Raw genomic sequence first — 22526 nt, 5'->3', positions numbered from 1 at the left:
TATGTTAACGAAAAAAGAAAACCTAGAAGCGATTGAGAAATTCTCCGAAAACTTGGAGATTGAAGGTCGCAGTCTTTGGCAAGATGCTCGTATCCGTTTCATGCGCAACAAAGCGGCGATGGTGAGCTTATTCCTTCTTGTTCTAATGACGTTGGCGGTTATTATCCTGCCAATGATCGCACCGTACACATTTGATGATACTGACTGGTACGCGATGCACGTTGCACCGAATGCTGACCATTGGTTTGGTACTGACAGCTTAGGCCGTGACTTATACGTGCGTACGCTAATTGGAGGTCGTATTTCGTTGATGGTAGGTGTTATGGGTGCATTTGTAGCGGTACTGATTGGTACGCTCTACGGCGCAGCATCTGGTTTCATCGGCGGTAAAGTTGACCGCGTAATGATGCGTATTCTAGAAATTTTATACGCGGTACCGTTTATGTTCCTGGTGATTGTACTGGTAACATTCTTCGGTCGTAACATCATGCTGATCTTCGTTGCGATTGGTGCTATCGCATGGCTAGATATGGCGCGTATCGTACGTGGTCAGACTCTTAGTCTACGTAGCAAGGAGTTTATCGAAGCGGCACATGTGTGTGGTGTAAGCAACTGGAAAATCATTACTCGTCATATCGTACCGAACGTACTGGGTATTGTAGCGGTATACTCTACGCTGCTTATCCCAAGTATGATTCTAACGGAATCATTCCTATCATTCCTTGGTCTTGGTGTTCAGGAACCAATGACAAGTTGGGGCGCTCTTCTACAAGAAGGTGCACAGACAATGGAAGTAGCAATCTGGCAGCTGGCATTCCCAGCAGTGTTCATGGTTGTGACGCTATTCTGCTTCAACTACGTTGGTGACGGCCTGCGCGATGCGCTGGATCCAAAAGACAGATAATTAAAAGATAAGATTAAGGAAGCAATGATGAGCTTATTAGATGTCAAAGATCTGCGCGTCGAATTCACCACGCAAGATGGTATCGTAACCGCAGTAAACGATTTGAACTTCTCTCTCAACCAAGGCGAAACCTTAGGTATCGTTGGAGAGTCGGGATCAGGTAAATCTCAAACCGTATTCGCAATCATGGGCCTTTTGGCTAAGAATGGTATTATTTCTGGTAGCGCAAAGTTTGAAGGCAAAGAAATCCTAAACTTACCAGAAAAAGAACTGAACAAAGTGCGTGCGGAACAGATCGCAATGATCTTCCAAGACCCAATGACATCACTGAACCCTTACATGAAAGTCAGTGATCAGTTGATGGAAGTGCTTATGCTGCACAAAGGCATGGGCAAAGCGGAAGCATTTGAAGAATCAGTACGCATGCTGGAAGCGGTAAAAATCCCTGAAGCGCGTAAGCGTATCACGATGTACCCGCATGAGTTTTCAGGCGGTATGCGTCAGCGTGTAATGATCGCGATGGCGTTGTTATGTAGTCCTAAACTGCTTATAGCCGATGAGCCAACAACAGCACTTGATGTGACGGTACAAGCACAGATCATGGACTTGTTGAATGAGCTGAAATCTGAGTTCAACACAGCGATCATCATGATCACTCACGACCTTGGTGTGGTTGCAGGTTCGTGTGACAAGGTGCTGGTGATGTATGCAGGCCGTACCATGGAGTACGGCAACGTAAACGAAATTTTCTACAATCCAAGCCATCCTTATGCGGAGGGTCTGCTGAAGGCGATTCCTCGCCTCGATACTGAGGGTGAAATTCTGCCGACCATTCCTGGTAATCCACCAAACTTGCTTCGTTTACCGCCGGGCTGCCCTTATCAAGAGCGCTGTCACCGTGTGATGGATCGTTGTAAGCGCGAGGCGCCAATTCTGACACCATTTGGTGATGGTCGTCAGCGTGCATGTTTTTCTGAATGGGAGGCTTGGAACAAATGAACGCAGTAGACAAAAAACTAATTCTGGACATTTCTGAGCTGAAAGTTCACTTCAGCATTGCCTCAAAGTCGGCATGGCCGTGGTCAAAGCCTTCGAGCCTGAAAGCGGTAGATGGCGTGAATGTTCGACTATACGAAGGGGAAACGCTTGGTGTAGTAGGTGAATCAGGTTGTGGTAAATCGACGTTTGCTCGTGCCATCATTGGTCTGGTTGAAGCTACTGACGGCCAAGTAGTGTGGTTGGGTCAAGACCTTACTAAAATGAAAAGCGTTCAGCGCCGTGAGACGCGTAAAGAAATTCAGATGATTTTCCAAGACCCATTGGCATCGCTGAATCCGCGTATGACTGTTGGTGATATCATTGCTGAACCTCTTGAGACATTCTATCCAGAACTGTCTAAGCAGGAAGTGAAAGATCGCGTTAAAGAGATGATGGCGAAAGTTGGCCTATTACCTAACGTGATTAACCGTTACCCACACGAGTTCTCGGGTGGTCAGTGTCAGCGTATCGGGATAGCGCGTGCGCTTATCCTTAAGCCTAAGATGATCATTTGTGACGAGCCAGTATCGGCGCTTGATGTATCTATTCAAGCTCAGGTGGTTAACCTACTTAAAGAGATTCAAAAAGAGTTAGGGCTTTCTCTGGTATTCATTGCGCATGACTTGTCTGTCGTTAAACACATTTCAGATCGCGTTTTAGTTATGTATTTAGGTAATGCCGTTGAGCTTGGCGAGGCCGAGGCTCTGTTTGCTGATCCTAAGCACCCATATACGCGTGCGCTGATGTCTGCGGTTCCGATCCCGGACCCGGATATTGAGCGCAATAAGAAAATCCAAATGCTAGAGGGTGATCTTCCTTCACCTATCAACCCACCGTCGGGTTGTGTATTCCGCACTCGTTGCCCACAAGCAACCGAAGAGTGTGCGAAGACAAAGCCAACCATTTTAGGTAATGACGTTCACGCGGTATCTTGTTTACACGTTAGTGTATAAATTCAGCCTGTGACGGGCTTAAGCGCGACACCTTCATCGGGTCGCGCTTTTTTTATGTGTCTGATTTATACATTCGAATTTCTTGAACATGATGTCCTAAGTTCGATGATTCTCTGTTTGATAGGAAACGCTAATATAGACACAAACAGAACGAGAGGAGAGCAATCATGGGTAAGTTGGTTGAAGGTGTTTGGCAAGATGTCTGGTATGACACAAAATCAAATGGTGGCAAATTTGTGCGCGAAGATGCCGGATTCCGTAACTGGGTTAAAAACGACCCTGATGCGGAGTTTACACCAGAGTCCGGTCGATACCATTTGTATGTCTCTCTTGCTTGTCCGTGGGCACATCGAACCCTCATTTTCCGCAAGCTGAAAGGTTTAGAACCACATATTGATGTCACGGTCGTTTGCCCTGATATGCTCAGCCAAGGTTGGCAAATGGGGCTTCCTGAGCCATTGTTTGGTCACACGCGCATGTATCAAATTTACACGCAGGCCAAACCCGATTACACGGGCCGCGTAACCGTGCCTGTACTTTGGGATAAAAAGACCAATACTATTGTGTCAAACGAGTCGTCAGAGATCATTCGCATGTTCAATTCGGAATTCAATGCGTTAACAGGGAATCACGACGACTACTATCCAGATCATCTAAAACACGTTATTGATGAGTGGAACGATTTTGTTTATCCGAATGTCAACAACGGAGTGTATCGTTGTGGCTTCGCGACTACACAAGAGGCGTATGAAGAAGCGTTTGATTCTTTGTTTAATGCGTTAGATAAAATCGATGCTCACTTAGCGACGCATCGTTACTTAGCAGGGAACACAATTACTGAGGCTGATTGGCGTTTGTTTACGACTCTTATTCGTTTTGATGCGGTGTATGTGGGGCATTTCAAGTGTAACAAGCAGCGCATCGCAGACTACGAAAATATACAAGGCTACTTAAAAGAGTTGTATCAAGTTGAAGGCGTTGAAGACACGACGGATTTCTATCACATTAAACGCCACTACTACTTCAGCCACACTGGGATTAATCCGACGCAAGTTGTACCAAAAGGGCCTGATTTAGACCTAAATACTCCTCATGGAAGAGAAAGGATTGGCTAGTTTGCTGCTTCCATCGCAAATGAAAAAGTACTTAACGGTTAGCAATGCCGTTGAGTACTTTTGTGTCATCTAAATACCGGGAGTAGGAAGTTTACTTTTTCATTCATCGCCACCCTACTTAGCGCGTACGATGTCCATCACTAGCTTTCCGTCCACTTTTACAGGACCGTCCTCTTTAGCGCCGAGCGTATACTCAAACACACCAGTCTTCATGCCACCTTTCTCTCCGTGGACCATTAACATCAGCATATCGCCTGATTCTACTGGTTCCATCAAAATTGCATTTACGTTTTCATTCTTTCCCATTTTTAACGGAGCGTAGCCGATAACAGGACCAGGCTTCATTGATTCGTCTGTTCGGTGGACAACCATCCACCCATTGTCATCAGCATGAGCCATTTCAGCGGTCACCGTTCCTCCGGACATATCTTGATCGACGCCTTTAATACTCGGGGCGGAAAAGCTGAATGAAGAAAAACTAATCAGAAACGCAGCTAAACCAAACTTTATCAGTGATGTATTGATGAAATCCTTCATATATATTCCTTAGCAGTCAATGAGTTTGTGCATTGCAGTAGCTTTTACGTATTTCCTAGCAAAAAAGTTTAGCTAAAACGTAAATAATGTCGATAAATTGAACAGGGACCGTGCTGCTTTGGAGCCAATGCATTTTGGGGAGTGGGTCAATCGGTGTAAGAACAAGCACGAGCAATGTCGATTAGGTATGGAGGGCGATAGGGAGAAAAGCTTTGTGCACCAGTAATTATAGGTTGTGCAGTGATTGGTATAAAAAACAAATAAGTGTTCTGGCCAGCAATAGAAAAAGCCCTCGACGAATCGAGGGCTTTGTATCTATATCCAACTAGATGTCAGAAGCGATTATTTAGCTTCTTGGTCTGCTTGGATAGCTGTTAGAGCGATGGTGTACACGATGTCGTCTACTAGCGCGCCACGAGACAAGTCGTTTACAGGTTTACGCATACCTTGCAGCATTGGACCGATAGATACTAGGTCAGCTGAACGTTGTACCGCTTTGTAAGTCGTGTTACCCGTGTTTAGGTCTGGGAATACAAATACTGTCGCTTTACCTGCAACTGGAGAGTTTGGTGCTTTAGAAGCAGCAACGTTTTCCATAATAGCAGCGTCGTACTGTAGAGGACCGTCAATGATAAGATCAGGACGTTTCTCTTGAGCCAGTTTTGTTGCTTCACGTACTTTATCAACGTCTGCACCCTTACCAGATTCACCAGTAGAGTAAGAGATCATTGCAACGCGTGGTTCGATACCGAATGCTGCTGCAGAGTCAGCAGATTGGATAGCGATTTCAGCAAGCTGTTCAGCAGTTGGATCTGGGTTGATTGCACAGTCACCGTAAACCAGTACTTGATCAGGCAGAAGCATGAAGAATACTGAAGATACGATAGACGCATTTGGTGCCGTCTTGATGATTTGGAACGGAGGAACGATAGTGTTCGCCGTAGTGTGAACAGCACCAGAAACTAGGCCGTCAACTTCGTCGTTCTCAAGCATCATTGTGCCTAGGAATACTGAATCTTGTAGCTTCTCACGAGCCACAACTTCAGTCATGCCTTTCGCACCGCGCAACTCAACTAGGCGAGCAACGTAGTTTTCACGAACAGCATCTGCATCGATGATGGTTACACCAGTACCTAGCTCAACGCCTTGTTGAGCCGCTACGCGACGGATTTCATCTGGGTTACCTAGAAGTACACAGTCTGCAATGCCGCGTTCAGCACAGATTGCCGCTGCTTTAACTGTGCGTGGTTCGTCACCTTCTGGAAGAACGATACGCTTACCTGCTTTACGAGCAAGTTCAGTTAGCTGGTAACGGAACGCTGGTGGGCTTAGACGACGAGACTTCTGAGTGCCTTCAGTCATAGACTCGATCCAGTTACCGTCGATGTGGCCAGCAACGTGTTCGTTGATGAACTCGATACGTTCTTTATCGTCTGCAGGTACTTCGATGCTGAAGCTCTGTAGGTTTAGAGACGTTTGCCAAGTGTTACCTTGTGCTTTGAAGATAGGTAGACCAGTGTCGAATGCTGGTTTACATAGGCCTTCGATTTCGCTAGGGATATCGTAACCGCCAGTTAGCAGTACTGCACCAATATCCACACCGTTCATTGCAGCAAGAGAAGCAGCAACGATAACATCAGGACGGTCTGCAGAAGTAACAAGTAGAGAACCCGGTTTGAAGTGCTCAATCATGTTTGGCAGAGAACGTGCACAGAAAGTGATGCTCTTGATGCGACGAGTGTTGATGTCACCTTCGTTGATGATATCTGCTTTCAGGTGTTTAGCCATGTCGATTGCACGAGTCGCAATCAGATCAATGCTCCATGGCACACAACCTAGTACACGAATTGGAGAAGTGTTGAAAATTTCCATCACTTTCAATTCGTTTTGTTTCGCGCTGTCTGCATCGTCAAAGATTTCAGATAGGTCAGGGCGAGTACGGCCAGCTTCGTCAACAGGAGCGTTTAGCTTGTTGATGATAACACCAGAGATGTTTTTGTTTTTAGTGCCGCCGAAGTTAGAACATGCTACTTCGATACGCTCTTTCAGTTGCGCAGGGTTATCAGTACCTGGAGTCGCAACTAGCACGATTTCTGCACCAAGTGTTGCCGCGATTTCCGCGTTTACTTGGTTTGCAAATGGGTGCTTACGAGTAGGTACAAGACCTTCGATTAGCGTAACGTCTGCGTCTTTGTTGATTTGGTTGTAACGTTCAACAACGGTTTCTAGCAGCTCGTCCATGTTGTCGTTACCGATTAGGCTTTCAGCAACAGACATCGCCATTGGTTCACCGATCTTCATATCGCTGTTACGACCAACGATAGTTGAAGTCAGATCTGGCTGATCACCACCTGAACGTGGCTGACAGATTGGCTTGTAGAAAGAAACTTTAACGCCTTTACGCTCCATAGCGCGAAGAACACCCATGCTAACGCTTGTTAGGCCAACGCCTGCGCTAGTAGGGATAAGCATAATAGTACGAGACATTCGTAGAGTACCTTTAGCTATTTGGGGGATAAAAGCTCAACTCTTATTCCATGAAGCTCGAAGAATAGGAGTTGAGCCCCTAAGAAATTCGTTTGAATGAAAATCTGGCTAGCCGAGTGGCTAGCCAGGAATTCAATTAAAGACCTGTCAGGCGAGCAGTGTCTTCAGCGATGACTAGCTCTTCGTTAGTAGAGATAACCATTGCAGGGATACGGCTGTTTTCAGTCGTGATAACGCCTTCGCCGCCGAAGCGAGCTTTAAGGTTAGCTTCGCTATCTACTTCGATACCGAAGATGCCAAGACGGTTTAGAACCATTTCACGGATAGGGCCAGAGTTCTCGCCGATACCGCCAGTGAAAGTGATTGCGTCTAGACGGCCTTCCATTGAAGCAGTGTAGCCAGCAACGTATTTAGCTAGACGGTGGCAGAACACGTCCATTGCGCGTGTTGCTTCTTCTTTTTGACCGTAGTTGTCTTCAACGAAACGACAGTCAGAAGTCACTTCAGTTAGACCTTGAAGACCAGACTCTTTAGTTAGCATTGTGTTGATTTGATCAACAGAGTAACCTAGAGCGTCGTGTAGGTGGAAGACGATAGCAGGGTCGATGTCGCCACAGCGAGTACCCATTACCAGACCTTCAAGTGGAGTAAGACCCATAGAAGTGTCTACAGATTGACCGTTCTTGATCGCACATACAGATGCGCCGTTACCTAGGTGACAGTTGATGATGTTTACTTCTTCAACTGGTTTGTTTAGTAGGCCTGCAACTTCACGAGTGATGAACAAGTGAGAAGTACCGTGCATGCCGTAACGACGGATACCGTGTTCTTTGTATAGGTTGTATGGAAGAGCGTATAGGTAAGACTCTTCAGGCATAGTTTGGTGGAACGCAGTGTCAAATACAGCAACGTTTTTCAGCTCTGGGAAGTTTTTCTTAGCCGCTTCGATACCGATGATGTGAGCAGGGTTATGAAGAGGTGCAAATGTTGCAGCGTCTTGAATACCTTTTAGAACTTCATCAGTAATTAGTGCAGATTGAGTGAACTGCTCGCCGCCGTGAACGATACGGTGACCGATTGCGCCTAGGTTAGCTTTAAGCTCTGGCTTAGAAGCAAGAATAGTTTCTACCATAAACGCTAGTGCTTCTTCGTGAGCTGCACCATTGCCTAGTTGAGCTTCGTGCTTGCCATCAAGTTTCCACTTGATGCGAGCTTCAGGAAGGTGAAGACACTCAGCAAGACCTGACAAGTGCTCGTCGCCGTTCTCGGCATCAACAACGGCAAATTTAAGAGAAGAACTACCGCAGTTTAAAACTAAAACTAGCTTAGACATGTATGACTACCTGTTATTCGTCTGATAAAAAATCAGTTAAAGAATGAAAAATTAATCACAAGAATAGCCGATACCCAGAAGGCTGCGTACTAATCCTGGTCAAAAATTGTTCTAATTCCATATAAAGAAATAGTGATGAACCCTTCCATCACTATGATGCGATCCGTGCAGATAGATATCTCGGAGTTGCTTAAATTGTAAATAACAGCAACAATGAGATTGAGGGTCTGCAAAGGATAGCGATAATAAGCAATGATAACAAAAAAAATTTGAAAGAATATTAACTTTCATCAATTTTTTGTACCTTCAGTTGAAATGTTCAACTATTTTTTAGTGAGAGAGCGGTATGAGTAATAAAGTCGGATTGATCCATAGCCTGAAAGATGGCCAGAATTACATGGAGATCTGGCCGGTTCGTAAAGAGCTAAGCGCCATATTTCCGGAACAGCGTATCATTAAGGCGACTCGCTTTGGCATTAAAGTCATGCCGGCCGTTGCTGCGATCAGCGTACTCACTCAAATGGCATTCAACAATTACCACGCGTTACCTCAATCCATTGTTGTCGCCTTGTTTGCGATTAGCTTGCCACTTCAAGGCATTTGGTGGCTTGGTGCTCGATCCAACACGAAATTGCCGCCTTCTTTGGCCTCTTGGTATCGGGAGTTGCATCAAAAAATTGTGGAAACAGGTTTTGCATTAGAGCCTGTCAAAGCTCGCCCTCGTTACAAAGAGCTTGCGATAATACTGAACCGAGCGTTTCGCCAGCTCGATAAATCGTCATTAGAGCGTTGGTTCTAATTTAAATTGTTTGAAATGGAGTGTGCACTGGCCGCTTCATTTTTGATCCTGCCTCTATTACCTACTTTGACGGTCGTTGATGAAGCGAGCGAAGCTTTGTTTACCAAAGATTCTTTCCGGATGAAGAAGTCCCCCGATCACAAATGTTGCTTTAGTGTTAAATCTTTCTTTTCTTTACTAAGACTTAGTAGTAATAATAAAAACAAGATGCGCAAGAAGTGCACAGTTATACGAACACAACAATACCGCCTTCAAACATTTGAATTCACGAGTCGATACACATATTGAAAGCTCGTGAAACAAGGACGAAGTCACATCAAGGAGTTATGATGAAAACGAAACGTTTATTAGCCACCGCCGTTCTATCTGCTACTGCTATTTTCTCTTCTACCAATGTACTGGCCGCCACTGCAACTGTCGCAGTTTCACAGATTGTCGAACACCCGGCGTTAGACGCGACGCGCCAAGGATTACTTGATGGTTTGAAAGCGAAAGGCTACGAAGAAGGCAAAAATCTAGAATTTGATTATAAGACCGCACAGGGTAATCCAGCGATTGCGGTGCAAATTGCCCGTCAGTACGTCGGTGAAAATCCTGATGTGTTAGTTGGCATCGCGACACCTTCGGCACAAGCCTTGGTGTCGGCTACTCGCTCTATTCCTGTTGTCTTTACTGCGGTAACAGATCCGGTTGGTGCGAAATTGGTTAAGTCGATGGAAAAACCAGGCAAAAACGTAACTGGCCTGTCTGATCTTTCACCCGTTGCTCAGCATGTCGATCTCATCCAAGAAATTCTTCCTCAGGTGAAAAGCATCGGGGTTGTATTTAATCCCGGTGAAGCTAATGCCGTGACTTTAGTTGAATTACTAAAAGAAAGCGCAAAAGCAAAAGGCATACAAGTGGTTGAAGCGACCGCACTAAAAAGTGCTGATGTTCAGTCTGCGACTCAAGCGATTGCAGCGAAATCAGACATTCTTTACGCCCCAACAGACAATACAGTTGCAAGTGCGATTGAAGGGATGATTGTTGCAGCGAATCAAGCGAAGAAACCTGTATTTGGTGGCGCGACGTCGTATGTCGAAAAGGGTGCAATTGCAGGCTTAGGTTTTGACTACTATCAGGTTGGTGTACAAACCGCGGATTACGTGGCGGCGATTCTTGATGGTCAAGAACCAGGCAAGCTGGATGTAAAAGTCGCGACGGGCTCTGACCTTGTAATTAATGAAAGCGCAGCATCTAAGCTCGGTATCAAGCTGCCAAGTTCTGTGATTGAACGTGCGACAAGCATGCAATAAGTAACGCTTTTTGGGGTTAAGCCTGTCACGTTGGTTGATAGAGGCTTGCCCCAAAACTGATACTCTCCAGATTTCTCGTGTAAAGCATTCTGCTAGAGAAGAAGGGGAGTATACGTTAGAAGTCTTAAGTTCAGGTTGGTATTAGCCAGCCTGAGCATGCAGAAAGGAGCAGTTATGTCTGCATTTGCTTTTTTTGGTGCACTCGAAATTGGCTTGATTTATGGCCTAGTCGCTCTGGGTGTGTATCTTACGTTCCGTGTTCTCGATTTCCCCGATTTGAGTGTGGATGGCAGCTTTCCAATGGGAGCGGCGGTGGCTGCAACGGCGATTGTCGCAGGTATTAATCCTTGGCTTGCGACAATAATGGCGATGATAGCTGGTAGTATGACGGGGTGGGTAACCGCTTTTCTGGCTGTTCGGTGTGGTATTTTACACCTGTTAGCTTCCATTCTTACCATGATCGCTGCATTTTCAATTAATATTCGTATTATGGGCAAACCTAATATGGCGTTGCTTGGAGAGGATACGATTCTCACTCCGTTTGAAGCATTGGGCGATGCGATGTTTATTCGCCCTCTGGTTGTTGGGGCCTTAGTTCTTCTGTCCGCTTTCTTTGTCATTCGCCTGCTGAACAGCGACTTTGGTCTTGGTTTACGAGCCACGGGTGTGAATGCGCGTATGGTTTCTGCGCAAGGGGCGAGCACTGGCTTTTATACCTACTTTGGCTTAGCTTTATCCAACGGGTTTGTGGGATTCGCAGGCGCGTTGTTTGCACAAACGAACAGCTTTGCGGATGTGACCTCTGGCGTGGGCACCATTGTCGTTGGTTTGGCAGCTGTGATTTTGGGGCAGACCCTTATTCCCGGGCGCAAGATTTGGGTTGCGGTGTTTGCGGTCATCATCGGTTCGGTACTTTATCGCCTTGCAGTAGCTTTCGCTTTGAGTTCTGGCATGTTTGGTTTACAAGCTTCAGACCTCAACCTTGTTACCGCAGTATTGGTGGCTGTGGCGCTTATTGCTCCAAAGCTAAAACAGAGCATGAGAGCGAAACAACGCGTTACTGATGCTAAACAAGCGGCATCAAAAAATGGTTCTGGGGAGGCATTATGATCGAACTAAATAATATTCAGGTCACGTTCAACCCTGGGACGATTTTGGAAAATCGTGCATTGAAAGGCGTCTCTTTAGAGGTTCCAGATCATCAATTTCTTACCGTGATTGGTTCTAATGGCGCAGGAAAATCGACGTTGCTTGGTGCGGTGACAGGTGAGACGCCGATGATAGGTGGTCAGGTTATCATTGACGGCAAAGACGTCACCAAGCAGACGGTTGCCCAACGTGCGACGCAATGCGCCCGAGTGTTTCAAGATCCATTGGCCGGGACTTGTGGTGAACTTACGATAGAAGAGAACATGGCTCTAGCGCACATGCGTGGTAAAAAACGCAGCTGGGGGTTGGCGCTCTCTACTAAACGTCGCAAGCTGTTCCAAGAGCGAATTAGCATCCTCGGTCTTGGTTTAGAAGACCGCTTGGGCGATAGCATTGGGTTGCTGTCTGGTGGACAACGACAAGCCGTTAGCCTTGTGATGGCGACGTTATCGGAGAGTAAGCTGTTATTGCTTGATGAACACACGGCTGCGCTTGATCCTCGTATGGCGGCGTTTGTTATCGACTTAACTAAACGTATTGTCGATGAGTTCGATTTAACAGTGATGATGGTGACGCATTCGATGAAAGACGCATTAGCATGTGGCGATAGGACCGTAATGCTTCACCAAGGTGAAATTGTGCTTGATGTGGCTGGAGAGCAGCGCGCTAACATGCAAGTACCAGACTTGTTGGATATGTTCTCCAAAGTGCGTGGTGAAGAGCTGGCAGATGACAGTCTCTTGTTGAACTAAGCGGTATCCGACAAGTCACTACGCCTACTAAGTGTGATCCTCCTTGGGAAAATTGGCTGATATGTCAACTCGCAAGGAGGATTTCTTGTCTCTAATTCTTCAATAACATAGTGGCATATCCGATGACGAGGAGTGCCCATAATGAACCTGCCATTTATTTTTCATAGTCAAACTATTGATGGTTTAGCTTTTAATGACGAGCAAGTTACAGTCAGACTGAAAACCGAGACATTGGATTTTGATTCCGTCTATGTGCGTATTGAGCCGGACAATGAAGAATATCTGGTCGATATGGCTCAAGTAGGAACAGCTGGTGAATTATTACTATGGGAGGCATCGTTTCGACCAAATCAAGATCGAGATGTCACACATTATGTGTTTAAGCTCCTCAAAGACGGACAACAATACTGGCTCGATGCACGAGGCGTACAAAAGCGTATTCCACCCAAAGAGTTCCACTTTAAGTTGAATGTAGAGCATCAACCACCAAGCTGGGTCCAAGAGCAAGTTTTCTATCAAATCTTTCCTGACCGTTTTTCTGCTAGTAAAAGTGAGTCTGATATTCGCCACGCTTATGCTCAGTATGATTCTGCATCGATCGTCAAGGCGTGGGGAGATGCGGTAGGCTCTCACCAAAATACCGGGGCACGTGAATTCTTTGGCGGCGACCTCAAAGGTGTGGAGCAAAAGTTGGACTATCTTGAACAGCTCGGCGTTACTGCGCTTTATTTTAATCCGATCTTTTCTTCACCAAGTAATCATAAATACGACACCACTGATTACTTCACTGTTGACCCTATGTTCGGCACCAACGATCAGTTTGCTGAACTGTGTGAGAAAATCCGTGGTAAGAATATGAAGATTGTCTTAGACGCGGTGTTTAACCACACGTCAGTGCATCATCCTTGGTTTGATATCCAACAAAAAGGAGAAGGAGCATATGGCAATCCGCAGTCAAAGCTCCGTGATTACTACTTTTTCGAAGGCGAAACCAATCACTACATTGGTTGGAAAGGCATTGGTAACTTACCGGTTCTGAACTTCGAAAATGAACAGGTGCGCGACTACATCTACCAAAGTGAAGATTCTGTCATCAAGTATTGGCTGAAGCCACCGTACTTGGTTGATGGCTGGCGGTTTGATGTAATCCATATGCTTGGCGAAGGGGACGGCGCGAAAAACAATGCTCATTATGTGGCAGCGTTTCGTCATGCAACTAAGTCAGTAAACCCGAATGCTTATGTGTTAGGTGAGCACTTTTTTGAAGCAACGCAGTGGTTGCAAGGTGATCAAGAGGATGGGGCGATGAACTACTACGGTTTTGCTCATCCAGTCCGAGCTTTTATCGCACGACAAGACATTATGTACGATCCAATCAACATTGATGGTTTGGAGTTTAAAGTATGGTTGGACGAAGCCAGAGCAAAAATCCCATTTTCGAATCAGCTATCGCAGCTAAATCAACTCGATAGTCACGATACTGCTCGGTTTATCACATTGGTTGATGGTGATAAGCGTAAAATGAACATCGCGCTAGCAATGCTTATGACTTACGTTGGCACGCCTTGTATTTACTATGGGAGTGAAGTCGGTCTAGAAGGAGGGCTAGACCCGGATAATCGTCGTTGTTTTCCTTGGAATGAAATTGAAAGTTCACAATGGCTATCGCTTTACCAACAATGGGTCAAGATACGTAAACAATGTAAGCCTTTACAGTCGGGCTGTATTCAATGGCTGCATTGCACTAACAGCCAGTTGGCGTACGCACGTGTACTGGGTCGTGAAGCAGTCGTTGTTATGATTAATCTCAGTGGTAATGAATGTTCAATCGATTTACCTATGTGGCAACTGGGCTTGGAGGTTAGCCAAGTTATATCGTTGTTAGATGACACAGAACAGGTTGATTATAAAGGTCATATCTCTGTCAATATGTCGGCACAGAGCTGCAAATTATGGCGACTAAAGTGACACCACACTCTATATTGATTAAACTCCTTTAATATATAAACGGTCTCAAACAGCGCGCACACATTTGTTTGGTCTCTTGTTATCTGGTGCTGCATTGCATGCGTCACCAGATAACGAGTATCAATTTAATAGCAGTCATAAGAGACTATTGACCTTTCATATGCATGGTACTCAATGGTAAACCAAAGGCGATTTAGCCTCTCATTTGTCATCTTTTTTCCTCTGGCGTTATTTGTAGTGGTTTTACTCGTGACAACGAAAAATTACTATGATGCGGTTAACCGCTATATCGATTCTGAGTATTCGCGTATCGAGCGTGCAATGTCTCGCGGTATTAAAGTACTCACGGCTTTAGATTACAGCTTCACCAACTATACCAATTACGCTAACCCACTGTTTGAAGAACATAATTCTTTAGTCAAAGAAGGGCTTTGTTATCTTTGGCCTATAGATGTGTTATTACTCGAAAGTGTTTATAGTGAAGGGTTACCTGCGGTTGACCTTGATTATATGATCGTAGGGGATGAAAGCTTATGTCAGCAAGGTTCAACGATTAACCAGTTAGCTGAACAAAAGGCGGGTTTTGCGCCGTCATTGTCATTTCTGCACGATATTGAATCGCACATTGTTGGAATCCATTACATTGACAAGCGCGGTTACGTTATCTCCTCCCCCGATACCTACGCAAAAAATTTCACAAGAGAGCTTTTGTCAACGCTAAAAGCCCGACCTTTTTGGCAAAAAACCGCGCAAGATAAAGTGAACATTACCTTGGCTGGACCAGGGCCTGTGTTGGACTCGATGGAAGGTCAAGTCATTAGTATGACGGTCCCCGTCTATGAGAAAGGAGAACACCAAGGTGTTTTGTCTATTGATTTTGACATCAATACGCTTATGGCTTCGTCGCTAGGTCTTGTAGGTCAGTTTCATTTGGTTTCCAATTTACAATCCATTCCTTCAAACAGTACACGAATCAAACCAGTCGAGTTAGAGCGATTGAGTGCGAATCACAGCATGTACTACGAGTACAACCTTTGGGATGAAGCTAAGAACCTAGCGGTTTTTGAAAAATACAGCCTTATTGTCGCACTATTTATTTACGTGCTGAGTACCGTCGTCTTGTTCTATGTGAATATGCATAGCGAGCGACGTTACTTTAAAGAACTGGCAGCAAGAGACCCAATGACCAGCTTATTGAATCGTCGAGGTATGCAAACCGTGTGGCGTAATAAGATGACAAAAAAACAGGTTGCTTTGGCAGTGTTCGATATTGATAACTTCAAGAAGATCAACGACACCTATGGTCATGATGTCGGTGATTCTGCAATTCAGCTTGTTGCAAAATGTATACGTGAAAATATTCGCCATACCGATGTTGCCTCAAGGTTTGGTGGCGAAGAGTTCGTTTTAGCTATTTATGACGAAGATTCAGAAGGCATTAAACTCATTTTAGACAGAGTAAAAAAAGCCATAGATGAGCGCTCGATACGCGTAACGAAAGAAGGCTTTACGATCTCTGGCGGTGTGGTGTTTAGTAAAGAGAGCCGAGTAGAAAACTTTGATGAATTGTTTAAAGCGGCGGATGAAAAGTTATATCAAGCCAAAAGTACCGGCAAAAATAAGATCTGTTACTAGGATTTAGGTACAAAAAAGGACGAGATATTCGTCCTTTTTTTGTTCGGGAATTATGCAACCTGAGAGTTTAAGTCATCGCGGTAGCGTTGAATATGCTCAACAATTGGTGCGGCTTTGTTGAACGTTCTGATTTCTCTAAATAGGTCTTTTGCTTCAGGATAAGCTTGACGTAAGTAAGAGAACCATTGTTTTACGCGGTTTGGGTAATACAAGCCTTTATCGCCTTTCATCTCAAACTTGGAGTAATAGATGAGCAACTCAACCACCTCGGGCCATGACATTGGCTGGTGGTTATGTTTTACCATATTGCCTAAGTTAGGGATATTGAAAGCGCCTCGGCACACCATCAAAGAGTTAACGCCAGTCGTTTCAATGCAACGTTGACCGTCTTCATAATTCCAAATTTCACCATTCGCTATCAGTGGGATATCGAAACGTTCACGAATTTGGTTGATGTAATCCCATTTTATCTCAGAAGCTTTATAACCACCTTGTTTAGTACGTGCGTGTACGGTCAATTCATTTGCGCCAGCAGACTGAATGGCATCGACAATTTCAAAGCAATCTTCAGGGTTCTCCCAGCCAAGACGAATTTTTGCAGTTACGGGAATGGCTTCTGGAACGGCTTCTCGACAAGCTTTAACAACACGGTGAATGAGCTCTGGATGTTGGAGTAGCGCTGCTCCACCTTTACTTTTGTTGACCATTTTGGCTGGGCAACCAAAGTTTATATCAATACCTCTGGCGCCAAGATTTGCCGCTTTAATTGCGTTCTCAGCCATCCAGTTTGGTTCTTGTCCCAACAATTGCACATGTACTGGCACACCAGATGCAGTCTGAGAACCTTGCAACAGCTCCGGGCATAAACGGTGAAATACATGATCGGGTAATAGCTGGTCGATTACGCGAACAAACTCCGTAACACACAGGTCATAGTCGTTTATCTCGGTCAGGATTTGGCGCATCAAATGATCTAAAACGCCTTCCATTGGGCCTAGTACAACTCGCATAGCTTGCCTAATACAGTTTGGTGGTAAAAAGGAGGGCGATTGTAGCGATGTAAGTTAAGTTTGTCATTAAAAGAGTCGAAGCGCCCAGTGCAGTCAAACACACAACGTTAGGTTACGTGCTTTTGAGCTCTGAGGTATAATGCCGCCAAATTTATGGGAAACCAGATGTCATGCAATACACATTGATTGAAAAAGGTGAAGTTCACGTCGATGAATCTTGCCTATTTATCGAAGGCGCAGTGTTAGCTGCGAATCTGACGACAAAACCACTCGCTCCTGAAAAGTGGTTAGAGCCGCTATTAGGTGAGGGATTCAAAGCGATTCAACCAGCTGTGGAAGAGCAAATTCACAAGCAGCATAACCGAATTCAACGAAACGAATATTCCGTGCTAGAGCTAACAGGCAAAGAACCTGAACAACTTGCTGATTTTGCCGAAGGCTTTATGTCTGTTTGGCCAATGATTGAAGAACAGTGGCAGGACGTTGAGCTCAATGATGGATTACAGCGTATGCTGCAAGCATTACTGACCACTTTGATGCTGGCTATCGATGAGCCAGCAACGCAGCAACAGATGCGCGACGCAGGTATTGAAACGCCACCGGCCCTGACAGATTTAGTCGACCAGCTTGATTTAATGGTCGGTGAAGTCGCGCTGGGCGCGGATGAGTTGATGGTAGGAAATAAAGCTCAAAGCCTAAACCCATTCAAAGGTATCGGGCGCAATGATCCCTGTCCTTGTGAGAGCGGAAAAAAATTCAAGCAGTGCTGTGGTCAATCACGCGGCTAAAGCGAATCGCCGCGCTATCCACTTAACAAAAAGCCGACCAGATGGTCGGCTTTTTGTTAATTTTTACGCGTTAGTAGGATTAACGAATTGGATTAACGCGTTTTGCAGGGAAGAATTGTGCAATTACAATTAATGCCAAAGCGATTAAATTGCCTGCAAAAATTACTACTAACCATTGTGGCATTGATAAATCAAGGAGCTGCCACACAACCTTAGAGCAATCACCATATGCTTCAAACATCCAAGGAACCCACTGATTGAGCGGAGCCCAGCTAGGGAATGTGACGAATAAATCGCAAGTCGCGAATGGTGATGGATTAAACTGGTAGTCAACGTGCTGCATTGCAAGTAACAAACCCTTGTAAGCACTTAATCCCCAGCCTATCAAACCTAGCCAGCGGAAAATTGGGTTCTTGGGTGCCAATATACCAACCATTGCAGCGACGCCCACTCCCATCATCGCGACTCTTTCATAAATACACATGACACATGGTGCAAGCATCATGACGTGCTGAAAATAGAGGGCACATGCTTCAAAGAAAACGACGAATAGCAGAAGCAGTAGCCACGATAAACGTCCCTTTGAAAACTGGTTAAGTGAATTTAAAATAGTCACGTTTTTGTTCCTGTCTGAAATAGAAAAAGCTCTGAATACTCAGAGCTTTTTATCGTGGATAAGTTTCCTAATCAACTCAAATTTTAGTGACCACCGGATACTACGGGAGTCAGATCACCACTATGAGGTAAAATCCAACCAGCTTCGTAGAAAGAAGCTGTTGCAGGCTCTAGGAAGAACATGATTCCCATCAGACCGACAATCGCAAGAACGACGGTGTAAGGCAGCGCCATGATAACCATTCGACCGTAAGACAGACGAATTAATGGAGCGAGAGCCGATGTGAGTAAGAATAGGAATGCCGCTTGACCGTTTGGCGTTGCAACAGAAGGCAGGTTAGTACCAGTATTGATTGCCACCGCCAGTAAGTCGAACTGATCACGAGTAATGAGGCCCTCAATGAGTGCAGTTTTTACTTCATTGATGTAAACCGTACCAACGAACACGTTATCCGACACCATAGATAATAAGCCATTCGCCACATAGAACAGAGCTAGCTGAGTACCTTTATCTTCAACGGCAAGCACCGCATCGATGACTGGTTTAAACAGCTCTTGATCAATGATTACAGCAACGATCGAGAAAAATACAGCAAGCAGTGCAGTGAAGGGCAGGGCCTCTTCAAACGCTTTCCCCATGGAGTGCTCTTCAATGACACCAGTAAATGCGGTCGCTAAAATGATCACAGAAAGGCCAATTAAGCCGACAGCCGCTAAGTGCAAAGCGAGTGCAACGATCAACCAAACCGCAATAAGACCTTGAACCCAGAGTTTTGCGACATCTTGATTTGTTCGCGTTTTACGCTCTTCACGGTCAAAATCGACGAGGATCTGACGAACGTTATTAGGAAGCTTCGCGCCGTAGCCAAACACTTTAAGCTTTTCAACTAAAGCACAAGTGATGAGACCACAGAAAAATACAGGTAGTGTCACTGGAGACATACGGATTAGGAATTCACCAAATAACCAACCCGCTTGGTCTGCAATAATTAAGTTTTGAGGTTCACCAACCATCGTGGTTACGCCACCTAAGGCAGTACCTACACCAGCATGCATCAACAAAGAGCGCAAAAAGGCACGATAGTTTTCTAGGTCATCACGCGTTAGTTCAGTGATCGTGTCATCTTGTGTATGGTCATGGTCACCGATAGGGTTACCAGACGCTACTTTGTGATAGATAGAGTAAAAGCCGATCGCCACGCTGATAACAACGGCGATAACCGTCAAGGCATCCAAAAATGCAGATAAAAATGCCGCAGCAAAGCAGAACGCGAGTGATAGAAGGGTTTTAGAGCGAATGCCAAGTAAAATTTTGGTAAAAATGAACAGCAACAGCTGCTTCATGAAGTAGATGCCCGCAACCATAAATACCAGAAGTAGCAGTACTTCGATATTTGCTACTAATTCGTGCTTAACTTGCGCAGGGCTAGTCATGCCGATAGCAATGGCTTCAATAGCAAGTAAACCGCCAGGTTGTAATGGGTAGCATTTTAATGCCATTGCTAGCGTGAAAATAAATTCAGCGACCAACAACCATCCAGCTACAAATGGGTTTATTAGGAAGAATACAATCGGGTTAATTATTAAGAAGGCTATAATGGCAACTTTGTACCAATCAGGCGCTTTACCAAGGAAGTTCTTGATAAAAGCGTTTCCGAGCGATATCGGCATGATAATTCTCTTTATAACAAAATTATGAATAGACACTACAATAGTGCTTAAGTATCTGTTTGTTAGACTTATTAACTAGTCTTTAAAAACAATAACTTAGTAAAACAACAATCCTTTGTTTATTGTAGTCTTGCCAAGTTACTTCCCCTGAACTCAAGCACCGCTCACTTTCGACCGCAAACTCTACACTCAGGCATTTATTAGTCAATAACAAAACGTGATGCTACCGACTAAAATGACTTTTTAAATGTAATAACGCGATCAAAACGGCGTTACTATACCATGAAAGTATTAAAAAAATCCTCTTGGATTTTAAATGACGGTCAGTGACGAGAAAAGGCAAATTAAGAAAGAATATTAACTGTGATATACAAAGTAATTTTTCATATTTTGAATATAAAAATGTGACACGGTTGTCTTTATTTCTCCGAGATTTGTGAGCTGTTTAATTAAATGAAAATTCATATTTTACTGCTTTCGCTCGCATGTTAGAGCCTCTTAAATTGACACAACATATAGAGTATTAACTCTATGTTATGGAGTCGTTTTCACTATTGATCGTAAATTTTCTCAAACCGCTAAGTAGTGGTATGATGAGTAGTATCGACCCTCAGAAATCAATATTGGATAAAAAGTAGAATGGTCATAAAGGCGAAAAGCCCTGCGGGATTCGCAGAAAAATATATTATCGAGAGCATTTGGAACGGCCGTTTTCCTCCAGGCTCAATTTTACCTGCTGAGCGCGAGCTGTCCGAACTGATTGGTGTTACTCGAACGACTTTAAGAGAGGTTCTTCAACGACTAGCCCGTGATGGATGGCTGACTATCCAGCACGGCAAACCTACGAAAGTTAACCAATTTATGGAGACCTCTGGTCTGCATATTTTGGATACTTTAATGACGCTAGACGTTGATAATGCGACAAACATTGTAGAAGATCTGCTTGCGGCACGTACTAACATCAGTCCTATCTTTATGCGCTATGCATTTAAAGCGAACAAAGAGAGCTCTGAGCGTACAATTAAGAACGTAATCGAATCTTGTGAAGCTTTAATGAATGCGGCTTCCTGGGACGAATTCATCGCTTCCTCGCCGTATGCCGAAAAAGTTCTGCAGAATGTGAAAGAAGATAACGAGAAAGATGAAGCGAAGCGTCAAGAAATCTTGATTGCTAAAACGTTCAACTTTTACGATTATATGCTTTTCCAGCGCCTAGCATTCCATTCAGGAAATCAAATTTACGGTTTGATCTTTAATGGTTTGAAGAAGCTCTACGATCGTGTCGGTAGCTACTACTTCTCAAATCCAGCTTCTCGTGAGCTAGCTCTGAAGTTTTACCATCAATTGCTCGAAACTTGTGAAAGTGGCCAGCGTGAGCAACTACCAGTAGTGATTCGTCATTATGGTATGGAAAGTGCGTTGATCTGGAACGAAATGAAAAAGCAATTACCAACGAACTTCACGGAAGACGACAGCTAAGCGCTGACAAGTTGAATAAACGAAAACCGCAGTGCCTTAGGCCTGCGGTTTTTTTGTTTTTATTTATAAGTCGGCGACGGACCTAGCACCAATAATAAGGCATGGAACGTTTATCCTGCTAGCGAGAGTCTGGGTAACGGTAGATATAATGACTCTACGACATCTGAAAGGACATGGTCGTAAGTATTGAAGATGGTCAATGACAAGTCCGATGTGACGCCATAAAGCTCTGCTTCTGTTAAGTCGACATGACTCCCTGTCACGTATTCATTTAGTGTCTGTATTGAGCGCGTGGAAGCAGGAGAGGTAATGCTAAGTGGAGCGATAACCGCTAGTTGGTTTAGCTTACGCATCATGACCGATGCATAGTTTTTGAAACGCTCATTTCCGCCTTGTTCTCCTAAATCTTGAATGCTGATTCGTAACTGAGTCAGGGTCTCCAAGCTATCCATAATGTTTTGCCAGTTCATGTGATACTCATTATGCAAGTCATCTCTTTGCTCAACCGCTAGCCATGCGATGGTTACTTCATCCATCAAGAACAAGCAATGACGAATCAACTTACCATGCTCCATCTGGTTTCTTGCAACACTATGGTCATCCCATTGTTCAAGTAGTTTCCCTACTTTAATCTGTAATACGCGATACATGGGTTTGTTTTCAAACCGTGAGGTTTCGACTAAAAGATGAAGCTTGTTGGTGAGATCGTTATGAAGGACTTCTAATTCTTGTTCGTTATTTTGTTGAAATTGAAGTGAGTAGTGCGTCGCAGCTCGATGGCGTCTCAGCAGATGAACAACATCTCGCAATAATGTTAACAGCTGATATTTACGCGCGTGTTGCTGCTCTCGTTTAGAAGATAAGTGATATATTCCGGCTAAAATAGCGATAGATAATAATGTGGAAATCAAAACAAACATAACCAACTCCTTGTTAGTGTTTGGACCTAGCAAGGAAGATTGCAGTTTTGATGCCACTAATTAAATTCTATTAAAACA

Annotated in this window: 19 protein-coding genes; 12 read left to right on the top strand and 7 right to left on the bottom strand. The window is 44.5% G+C overall.

Annotation, left to right across the window (positions count from 1 at the left end; genetic code table 11):
- Nucleotide 1: 1 nt before the first annotated feature.
- From oppC to R7Z41_RS06320, 4 genes are all read left to right on the top strand, one after another.
- The gene (oppC, locus tag R7Z41_RS06335) at nt 2–904 is read left to right on the top strand and encodes an oligopeptide ABC transporter permease OppC (protein WP_017633861.1); all 903 of its coding nucleotides are present in this window, start codon (nt 2–4) and stop codon (nt 902–904) included.
- 27 nt (nt 905–931) lie between these two features.
- Nucleotides 932–1903 carry an ABC transporter ATP-binding protein gene (locus R7Z41_RS06330; protein WP_225477579.1) on the top strand — a complete coding sequence of 324 codons (972 nt, stop codon included), beginning with the start codon at nt 932–934 and terminating at the stop codon, nt 1901–1903.
- On the top strand, nt 1882–2895 hold the full coding sequence (oppF, locus tag R7Z41_RS06325) for a murein tripeptide/oligopeptide ABC transporter ATP binding protein OppF (RefSeq protein ID WP_005387265.1): 1014 nt from the start codon (nt 1882–1884) through the stop codon (nt 2893–2895). The genes R7Z41_RS06330 and oppF overlap by 22 nt, the downstream gene beginning before the upstream one ends.
- 167 nt (nt 2896–3062) lie before the next feature.
- Nucleotides 3063–4010, top strand: coding sequence for a glutathione S-transferase family protein (locus R7Z41_RS06320; RefSeq protein WP_005380796.1), 948 nt, complete (start codon nt 3063–3065; stop codon nt 4008–4010).
- A gap of 114 nt (nt 4011–4124) precedes the next feature.
- Here the strand turns inward: R7Z41_RS06320 and R7Z41_RS06315 are convergent, their stop codons facing one another.
- The 3 genes from R7Z41_RS06315 to R7Z41_RS06305 form a co-directional block, all read right to left on the bottom strand.
- Entirely contained in the window at nt 4125–4547 is a 423-nt protein-coding gene (locus R7Z41_RS06315; RefSeq protein WP_005380804.1) for a hypothetical protein, read from the bottom strand.
- Nucleotides 4548–4889: 342 nt separating this feature from the next.
- Nucleotides 4890–7034 (bottom strand): phosphate acetyltransferase, encoded by a 2145-nt coding sequence (pta, locus tag R7Z41_RS06310; protein ID WP_005380805.1) that lies wholly within the window; start codon nt 7032–7034, stop codon nt 4890–4892.
- 136 nt (nt 7035–7170) lie between these two features.
- Nucleotides 7171–8367: an acetate kinase gene (locus tag R7Z41_RS06305; RefSeq protein ID WP_005380807.1), complete on the bottom strand. Its 1197-nt coding sequence runs from the start codon at nt 8365–8367 to the stop codon at nt 7171–7173.
- 346 nt (nt 8368–8713) lie between these two features.
- Between R7Z41_RS06305 and yfbV the strand changes: the two genes are divergently transcribed.
- The 6 genes from yfbV to R7Z41_RS06275 all read left to right on the top strand — a co-directional run bounded on the left by yfbV (nt 8714) and on the right by R7Z41_RS06275 (nt 15965).
- Nucleotides 8714–9166: a terminus macrodomain insulation protein YfbV gene (yfbV, locus tag R7Z41_RS06300; protein WP_005380809.1), complete on the top strand. Its 453-nt coding sequence runs from the start codon at nt 8714–8716 to the stop codon at nt 9164–9166.
- Nucleotides 9167–9495: 329 nt separating this feature from the next.
- Nucleotides 9496–10461: an ABC transporter substrate-binding protein gene (locus R7Z41_RS06295; RefSeq protein ID WP_115386199.1), complete on the top strand. Its 966-nt coding sequence runs from the start codon at nt 9496–9498 to the stop codon at nt 10459–10461.
- A gap of 174 nt (nt 10462–10635) precedes the next feature.
- Nucleotides 10636–11571: an ABC transporter permease gene (locus R7Z41_RS06290; RefSeq protein ID WP_005380812.1), complete on the top strand. Its 936-nt coding sequence runs from the start codon at nt 10636–10638 to the stop codon at nt 11569–11571.
- Nucleotides 11568–12362, top strand: coding sequence for an ABC transporter ATP-binding protein (locus R7Z41_RS06285; RefSeq protein WP_005380813.1), 795 nt, complete (start codon nt 11568–11570; stop codon nt 12360–12362). The genes R7Z41_RS06290 and R7Z41_RS06285 overlap by 4 nt, the downstream gene beginning before the upstream one ends.
- Before the next feature lie 141 nt (nt 12363–12503).
- Complete coding sequence (gene malZ / locus R7Z41_RS06280) at nt 12504–14330, top strand: maltodextrin glucosidase (RefSeq protein ID WP_225477538.1); 1827 nt, start codon at nt 12504–12506, stop codon at nt 14328–14330.
- A gap of 174 nt (nt 14331–14504) precedes the next feature.
- Complete coding sequence (locus tag R7Z41_RS06275; RefSeq protein WP_005387278.1) at nt 14505–15965, top strand: sensor domain-containing diguanylate cyclase; 1461 nt, start codon at nt 14505–14507, stop codon at nt 15963–15965.
- A 50-nt stretch (nt 15966–16015) separates the two neighbouring features.
- Here the strand turns inward: R7Z41_RS06275 and dusC are convergent, their stop codons facing one another.
- Nucleotides 16016–16975 carry a tRNA dihydrouridine(16) synthase DusC gene (gene dusC / locus R7Z41_RS06270; protein ID WP_017633856.1) on the bottom strand — a complete coding sequence of 320 codons (960 nt, stop codon included), beginning with the start codon at nt 16973–16975 and terminating at the stop codon, nt 16016–16018.
- Between the two features lie 170 nt (nt 16976–17145).
- Between dusC and R7Z41_RS06265 the strand changes: the two genes are divergently transcribed.
- Nucleotides 17146–17763: a YecA family protein gene (locus R7Z41_RS06265; RefSeq protein WP_005380818.1), complete on the top strand. Its 618-nt coding sequence runs from the start codon at nt 17146–17148 to the stop codon at nt 17761–17763.
- A 79-nt stretch (nt 17764–17842) separates the two neighbouring features.
- Here the strand turns inward: R7Z41_RS06265 and dsbB are convergent, their stop codons facing one another.
- Nucleotides 17843–18379: a disulfide bond formation protein DsbB gene (dsbB, locus tag R7Z41_RS06260; protein ID WP_031779052.1), complete on the bottom strand. Its 537-nt coding sequence runs from the start codon at nt 18377–18379 to the stop codon at nt 17843–17845.
- Nucleotides 18380–18462: 83 nt separating this feature from the next.
- Complete coding sequence (gene nhaB, locus R7Z41_RS06255; protein WP_005380822.1) at nt 18463–20049, bottom strand: Na(+)/H(+) antiporter NhaB; 1587 nt, start codon at nt 20047–20049, stop codon at nt 18463–18465.
- Between the two features lie 639 nt (nt 20050–20688).
- On the opposite strand from nhaB, the gene fadR reads away from it, so the two are divergent.
- Nucleotides 20689–21528: a fatty acid metabolism transcriptional regulator FadR gene (gene fadR / locus R7Z41_RS06250; protein WP_005380824.1), complete on the top strand. Its 840-nt coding sequence runs from the start codon at nt 20689–20691 to the stop codon at nt 21526–21528.
- Between the two features lie 110 nt (nt 21529–21638).
- Here fadR and R7Z41_RS06245 read toward each other — a convergent pair whose 3' ends face one another.
- On the bottom strand, nt 21639–22448 hold the full coding sequence (locus R7Z41_RS06245; RefSeq protein ID WP_025767216.1) for a hypothetical protein: 810 nt from the start codon (nt 22446–22448) through the stop codon (nt 21639–21641).
- Between the last annotated feature and the right edge of the window lie 78 nt (nt 22449–22526).

Source organism: Vibrio sp. 1457 (genome assembly GCF_033340195.1).
Classification (GTDB): domain Bacteria; phylum Pseudomonadota; class Gammaproteobacteria; order Enterobacterales; family Vibrionaceae; genus Vibrio; species Vibrio alginolyticus.
The sequence above is the reverse complement of the archived record's forward strand: the minus strand, read 5'-3'. Positions and strand labels throughout refer to the sequence as shown.